The sequence below is a fragment of the Ruminococcus sp. 210702-SL.1.03 genome (genome assembly GCF_020559915.1).
GTDB lineage: Bacteria > Bacillota > Clostridia > Oscillospirales > Ruminococcaceae > YE71.
Genome location: NZ_JAJCLZ010000049.1, coordinates 1 through 6,748, shown reverse-complemented (window position 1 = coordinate 6,748; position 6,748 = coordinate 1). Strand labels below are relative to the sequence as shown.

Sequence of the window (6,748 nt, the reverse complement as noted above, 5' to 3'; positions counted from 1 at the left end):
CTCCAAATTTCTTTGTGGGTATTATTGTCATTTACACGGTTGGGTATTCAGACTCCTTTTCTCATTGAATTACGCTCCGCACTGCGACAGTGTTTTCTGTAATATATCGGCGTAACGCCGTACAGCTTTTTGAATCTGCGGCAGAAATAGCCGATGTTCTCAAATCCCGTTTCCTGCGCTATGGTGCAAACGCTGTTTTCGGTATCAACAAGCAGTTTTGACGCACGTTTCAGTCTGTATTTCACAACGTAATTTATCGGCGAAGTGTGCAGGTATGTCCTGAAAATATTGAGAACACTGCTTTTGCTTATAAGAACTGTTCCTGCAATATCATCAAGTGTTATCTGACCGCTGTAATTATCATGAATATACTGCATCATTATCTGAAGCTTAGCCTGCGTCTGTGCGGAATGCCCGGACACGGGGCCGCAGTCTGTTATCTGTATGCTTTCATATAACAGGCGCCATAGTTTCAGCAGCAGTTCTACCGTTTCCATTTCAGAAGCCGTGCCAGAACCCTGCACAGCAAATACCGACCTCATTGTTTCGATAATGCTGTGGTGCGCTGTTTCTTCGGCGGAAAAAATCACACATTCGGTAGTTGATTCAATTATCGGTCTGATGTATCTGCTGTATATCAGACTGCCCTGCGGCGCAAGCAGAACAGGTGAAAAAACAATGTTCGGAATGATAGCGCTGTCTTCTGCTTCAAACCTGTGTATCACCTGAGAATTTATAAAGATCCCATCGCCCGAGCTTAGAACATACCTGTTTCCACCCACCAGAAAATCAGCCTTGCCATGCTGTACATAAACAAATTCGACCTCTGGGTGCCAGTGCCAGTCGATACAGTGAAAATCGAAATCCCAGATGTCCTCATAATAGTAACTGAACGGATATTCTTCGCTGCCGTGACTTGCAGTTTCACGTAAGGTTTCGTCCGTTGTGATCCTGTCCTTTTTGATTTCATTTTCCATGTTCTCACCCGATTTACGATATTGTGTAATAAAAATGTGATTTTGTGTATTGAAATGTTACGATATTTACTATATAATCTGATTATATCATTTGTCAAGGAGTTTGTCAATATGGCTGTAAATTACAGAAAAACACTTATATCCTGCTATCTTGGATTCATCACACAGGCAATAGCGGCTAATTTCGCTCCGCTTCTATTTCTCACATTTCACAATGGCTATGGTATTCCGTTTGGAAAAATTGCCCTTATCTCGTCGGTATTTTTTGTTACTCAGCTTATCATAGATGTGCTGTGTGCACGTTTCGCCGACAAGATCGGCTATCGGAAATGCGTTATCGGTTCGCAGGTGTTTTCTGCGCTGGGACTTATCGGGCTTGCTTTTCTGCCAGAACTGCTTCCCGATCCGTTTTCAGGAATAATTATAAGCACGGTCATATATGCAATGGGAAGCGGTCTGACCGAGGTACTTGTAAGTCCGATAGTTGAAGCCTGCCCGTTTAAGCACAAAGAAGCTGCAATGAGCCTGCTGCATTCATTCTACTGCTGGGGTTCAGTCGGAGTCATACTCATTTCAACACTGTTTTTTACTGCTTTCGGCATAGAAAACTGGAAGTGGCTCTCTTGTATCTGGGCGATAATTCCACTGGTGAATGTTTACAATTTTTCAGTATGTCCCATTGCACACCCCGTCGAGGACGGCGTGGGAATGCGTATCCGTGACCTGCTCAGAGTGCCGCTGTTCTGGCTTGCGATACTGCTTATGGTTTGTGCTGGAGCCTCGGAACTTTCAATGGCGCAGTGGGCGTCGGCATTTGCAGAATCCGCTCTCGGACTGACTAAATCAGTCGGAGATATTGCAGGGCCGTGTATGTTTGCGGTGACGATGGGCATAAGCCGTACACTCTACGGGAAGTACGGCGAAAAGCTCAATCTTATGAAATTCATGATAGGCTCGGCAATGCTGTGTCTGATCTGTTACATCACTGCCTCCCTGTCGGGAATACCTGTAATCGGTCTTCTCGGCTGCATAATGTGCGGATTTTCGGTAGGTATCATGTGGCCCGGATCTATAAGCATCTGTTCGGGAAAAATACCCACAGGCGGAACTGCAATGTTTGCACTCCTCGCCATGGCTGGTGACCTCGGCGGAGCACTCGGTCCTGCTATTGTAGGAAATGTCACCCAGAATGCAGGTAATGATATGCAGAAAGGTATGCTTTCAGGCTGTGCATTTCCACTGATACTTATGATATCGCTCCTGCTGCTGAACAGAGCCAGACGCAGGAATAACTGATCGTATCCGGCAGGTTTATGAAAAGCTACAATAGAAAAAAGGCACCATGTATTTAAACGTGATGCCTTTTTGTTTTTCATACGATGCCGGCGGTCAATTTACGGATTTCATAGAACCTGTTCTGCATTTCTGAACTGCGACGGGGTAATACTCTCGAACCTTTTAAAAATCTTGCAAAAATAACTGCTGTCACAGAAGCCTGTTTCTTCAGCTATCTGCTCGACAGTTTTCTGTGTTTCCGCCAGAAGCATTTTAGCCGCCTGTATCTTGCGTTTTGTGATATATTCCATCGGTCGGCAGTTCAAGGTCTGCCTGAATAATCTGCACAAATGCTGCGAAGAAACGCCTGCTGCTTTACTTATGGATTCAAGACCGGGCTGTTTCATATAATTCTCGTCAATATAAGCGATTGCCTTCGTTACCGCAGGGGCGATTTGTACACTGCCTTTTCCTTTCGCCGCAAGACGGCTCAATTCAATAAAAAAGCTGTACAGATAGCCCGACGCTCTGAAATTTCCGTCAACCTTGTCAGAGAGAAGCGCATCGTGCATACATCTGAAACAGTGGTCAAGATATGTAATTTCTTCCTTTGGAAGAGGGAAGATTTTCGACTTGTCAAAGCCGAGTGCTTTAAGCATATCAGGGCAGGACTTTCCGGACGGTTTTATCCAATGCGTATCCCAGGATTCGTCCGTTGAATAGTACTCATGCGGACAGCCGGCAGGGATAAAGAATGCGGTGTACGGATTTATTATATGTTTCTCTCCGTTCATTATAAGTACGCCGCTGCCTTTTGTACAATAAAGAGCCTTGGAATAATTGTCACCTTTGTCGCATTTAACATGATACTGCCATTCGTTCAGCCCTACGCTTACCAAAAAGACGGGAAGACTGCTTTCTTTGCTGATTATCGGATAATCGTAGAATTTCAAAATTAATTCACCGCCTGTGCTAAAATCGTTATATCTTAATAATATCATTCATTGACTTGTTTGTCAATAAGCGTTATAATCTATTAAAACAAGAAAGGGTGATTATTTTGAGAACAGTAAAGGCACTCAACGATTTCTGGAGATTCACAAAGCTTCCCGCAGGAATGAATATATCGAAAGACAACGTTATCTCTCCAGAATATGAAGATGCGTCATGGCAGCCTGTTGTACTGCCGCATACATATAATTCTGAAGACGGTGCAGGCAGAATGGCAACTGCAGACGGTGGGGACTACTACCGTGGAACTGTATGCTACCGCAGAAACCTTGCGCTGAGTTTTGAAGAATGCAGCGGAAAAGAACTCTATCTGGAATTTGAAGGTGCTAATACTGTTGCGGAAGTCTATATAAATGGCAGATTTGCAGGAGAGCACAGCGGAGGGTATTCAGCTTTCAAATTTGATATTACGGACTATATATACCCGGACAAAGACAATCTGATAGCTGTTATCGTATCGAATGCTCCCACCGATTATATTGCGCCGATAACCGACAATGGCGATTTCACGAAAATGGGCGGCTTGTACAGGGGTGTAAAGCTTATTGCAGTCGAGCCTGTTCATATTGCTCTGAAAGACAGCGGCTCCTGCGGAGTATATATAACCCCACACAATATTTCAGAAACATCTGCGGATATAGGCATACTTGTCAAGCTGGATAAAGCCGAAACCGCAGAGGCTAAGGCTGTGATATTTGATCCGCAGGGAAAGCCTGTAACGGAGTTTTTCGGCAGAGCGGAAAAAGACAGGATAACGCTTTCGGGAAAAATCAACTGCCCGAAACTCTGGAACGGAGTAAACTCTCCCGCCCTTTATCGTGCGGAGATAACCTTATTCTGCAACGGGAAACCTGTCGATAGCATTGAACAGGAATTCGGAATACGCTCGTACCGCATAGATGCCGATAACGGCTTTTTCCTCAACGGCAAGCCATATCCGCTCCATGGGGTGAACTACCACCAGGACAGTTACGAATCCGGCTGGGCAATGACTGACGCTCAGCGTGAGCGGGATTATCATATCATTCGTGACATGGGCTGTACCGCTGTAAGAATGGCTCACTACCAGCATTGTGACCATGAGTATTCATTATGCGACAGGCTGGGTCTGTGCGTTTGGACGGAGATAGGCATAATCAATAAAATGTCTGCCGATGACAGCGACGCTCATGTTCTTTCAGACGGCTTTGGAGATAACGCAAAACAGCAGCTTCGTGAGCTTATCAGGCAGAATTACAATCATCCGTCAGTTATTGTCTGGGGGTTGTCCAACGAACTTCACCAGATGACCGATGAAATATTCGGGCTTTACAGCGAGCTTTATGAAATTGCCTGCAAAGAGGACGATACAAGGCTGAAAACCTTTGCAGACAATCAGTTTTACGGCAGATTTCTGGAGCTTCCCGCTGATGTGGTCGGGTATAACCGTTATTTTGGCTGGTATAAGGATGCCGGCAGTGCGGAGAATTTCGGCGAATGGCTTGACCTATACCATAATGAAAAGGAAAAGCGCCCTGTCTGCCTTTCCGAATACGGCGGCGGTGGGGCAATTTCGCAGCACAAGGACAATGTGAATTGGGAAAGCGATATAGACCCTGTCGGAGTACGGCATTATGAGAACTATCAGTCGCAGCTGCACGAGATATTGTGGAAACAATTCTCGGTCAGAAAGTACCTATGGGCTGAATTTATATGGTGTATGTTCGATTTTGCGTCCTACGGGCGAGTGGAGGGAGATACAAAGTCGCAGAACGACAAAGGACTTTGCACAAGGGAGCGTATTCCCAAGGACGTATATTTCTTTTACATGTCCGTATGGAGCAGCGAAAAAACCGTTTATATAACTGAACGCAGGCATGAATTCAGGGCTTGTGATGTCCCTTTTGTAAAGGTTTATTCAAATGCGGACGCAGTGGAGCTTTGTATAAATGATGTTTCGCACGGCAGGATATCCCGGTGCGAACTTTCCGATGACGAGAGCACTGTTTTCGTGTGGGAAAATATAAAGATAAAACCCGGCACGAAAAACAAGATATGTGCTAAAGCATATTTCAGCGACGGAACATCAAGGACCGACTATGCATTCTGGACAGGTAAATAAACGTGTCAGTATGTTTTATTCATCATAATAGAGGTCGATTATGAACGTTGTTATTCTGATGCTCGCTGTGACAGCCTGCTATACAATATGCTCGCTGAATGACAAATACGCCGCTGCCAAAGCCAACTTATCGGGCGATGAATTTACATTCCTGATGTGCTCGTCGATGTCGGTGTTCCTTGCTGCAAGCCTGCCTTTCCAGAATCTGAGTTTCAGTTTTACATGGCAGTCGTTTTTAGCGGTATTACTGGTTGCAATGTGCAAAATGCTTGAATTCCAGATGAGCGCACGGGTGCTGAAACAGCTTTCTGCTTTTGAGTTGAAAGCGTGGCTTGGGATAACCCTGTTTGCGTCTTATTTCACCGACATTTTTTTCGGGTCTGAACTCAGTGTTTTCAAACTGATTTGTATATTTGCAACAGCTGCAGGCCTTGTATTTATTGCAAAGTCGTCTAAATGTGACAGTATAAACTATAAACAGATAATTCTGCCGTTGGTGCTGTATCTTGTTTCAAAATATGGGTATGGTCTTGTTATAAAGAGTTTCTCTTCATATGTTTCATCAACCATGCAGCTTCTGCCAGCTATGGTGATAATTTCACTGATAATGCTGCCGAGAGTTCATATCAGGGAGCTTATTAAGAATAATCGAAGTGGCGTTGTTAAGGTAGTGCTCGCTAGAATTCCCAATACGCTCGGAATGCTGCTTGAAAATGTGGTGATATCTATAAGCCTTGCAAATTACTCGTTCATTCAGCCGATGATTCTTGTAACGCTTTTTATTATCGGTCTGATCCGCAGAGAAAAGCGTTCACGGTTCAATTTGATTGGAAGTATTATCTGCATCGTGGGTATAGTGGCTTTTCAGTTGGCGTAAATTTTAAATATTCTGCATCAAATTACTTTTGAAAAGCTTTTATATTTATTACTTCAACCTGATATATTCTTAGTGCTAAATTTCACAGTTCTGAACCACAGATCGAATTTTACTATATGCAGATGTTGCTGCAATGGGATAAAAGTAGCTCTTTATGGAAGCGACACTAAGGTTAGAATGGTAAAATAACAGAGCCGCAGGACTGCTCAAATTTTAATAAGCAAGTCATGCGGCTTTTTGTTAATTTTAGGAATAATTTAAAAGTGCACACCCCTTGCCGAAAATGCACACCCTTACGACATTTCGTTAAAAAGTTTTTAGGTAAAAAATAGAAAAGGCTCTGCTGTGACCGTTTTTTAGTCATCGCAGAGCCTTCTTTTGTTAAATTGTGTTGACAAATCCCATTAAACAAGAACTTTCGGATAAAGAAAACGGACACCAATCAAGATACGCATTGATTTTGTCAATAAAACTTGACACATTGACCGCAAGGATTTGAAGTTAAGC

The 6,748-nt window shown here is 43.8% G+C and carries 5 protein-coding genes; 3 read left to right on the top strand and 2 right to left on the bottom strand.

The window, feature by feature from the left end; genetic code table 11:
* Positions 1–47: 47 nt before the first annotated feature.
* On the bottom strand, positions 48–977 hold the full coding sequence (locus LI114_RS12785; protein ID WP_227221003.1) for an AraC family transcriptional regulator: 930 nt from the start codon (positions 975–977) through the stop codon (positions 48–50).
* A gap of 111 nt (positions 978–1,088) precedes the next feature.
* Between LI114_RS12785 and LI114_RS12780 the strand changes: the two genes are divergently transcribed.
* The gene (locus LI114_RS12780; protein ID WP_227221002.1) at positions 1,089–2,273 is read left to right on the top strand and encodes an MFS transporter; all 1,185 of its coding nucleotides are present in this window, start codon (positions 1,089–1,091) and stop codon (positions 2,271–2,273) included.
* Between the two features lie 107 nt (positions 2,274–2,380).
* On the opposite strand, the gene LI114_RS12775 is transcribed toward LI114_RS12780, so the two are convergent.
* Positions 2,381–3,205: an AraC family transcriptional regulator gene (locus tag LI114_RS12775; RefSeq protein ID WP_227221001.1), complete on the bottom strand. Its 825-nt coding sequence runs from the start codon at positions 3,203–3,205 to the stop codon at positions 2,381–2,383.
* A gap of 98 nt (positions 3,206–3,303) precedes the next feature.
* Between LI114_RS12775 and LI114_RS12770 the strand changes: the two genes are divergently transcribed.
* On the top strand, positions 3,304–5,364 hold the full coding sequence (locus LI114_RS12770) for a glycoside hydrolase family 2 protein (protein WP_227221000.1): 2,061 nt from the start codon (positions 3,304–3,306) through the stop codon (positions 5,362–5,364).
* Between the two features lie 40 nt (positions 5,365–5,404).
* Complete coding sequence (locus tag LI114_RS12765) at positions 5,405–6,241, top strand: hypothetical protein (protein ID WP_227220999.1); 837 nt, start codon at positions 5,405–5,407, stop codon at positions 6,239–6,241.
* Positions 6,242–6,748 lie beyond the last annotated feature (507 nt).

What these genes read in the sequence shown, in the direction of transcription:
- LI114_RS12785 (WP_227221003.1), bottom strand. Translation starts at nt 977, where the DNA reads ATGGAAAATGAAATCAAAAAGGACAGGATCACAACGGACGAAACCTTA.
- LI114_RS12765 (WP_227220999.1), top strand. Translation starts at nt 5,405, where the DNA reads ATGAACGTTGTTATTCTGATGCTCGCTGTGACAGCCTGCTATACAATA.
- LI114_RS12780 (WP_227221002.1), top strand. Translation starts at nt 1,089, where the DNA reads ATGGCTGTAAATTACAGAAAAACACTTATATCCTGCTATCTTGGATTC.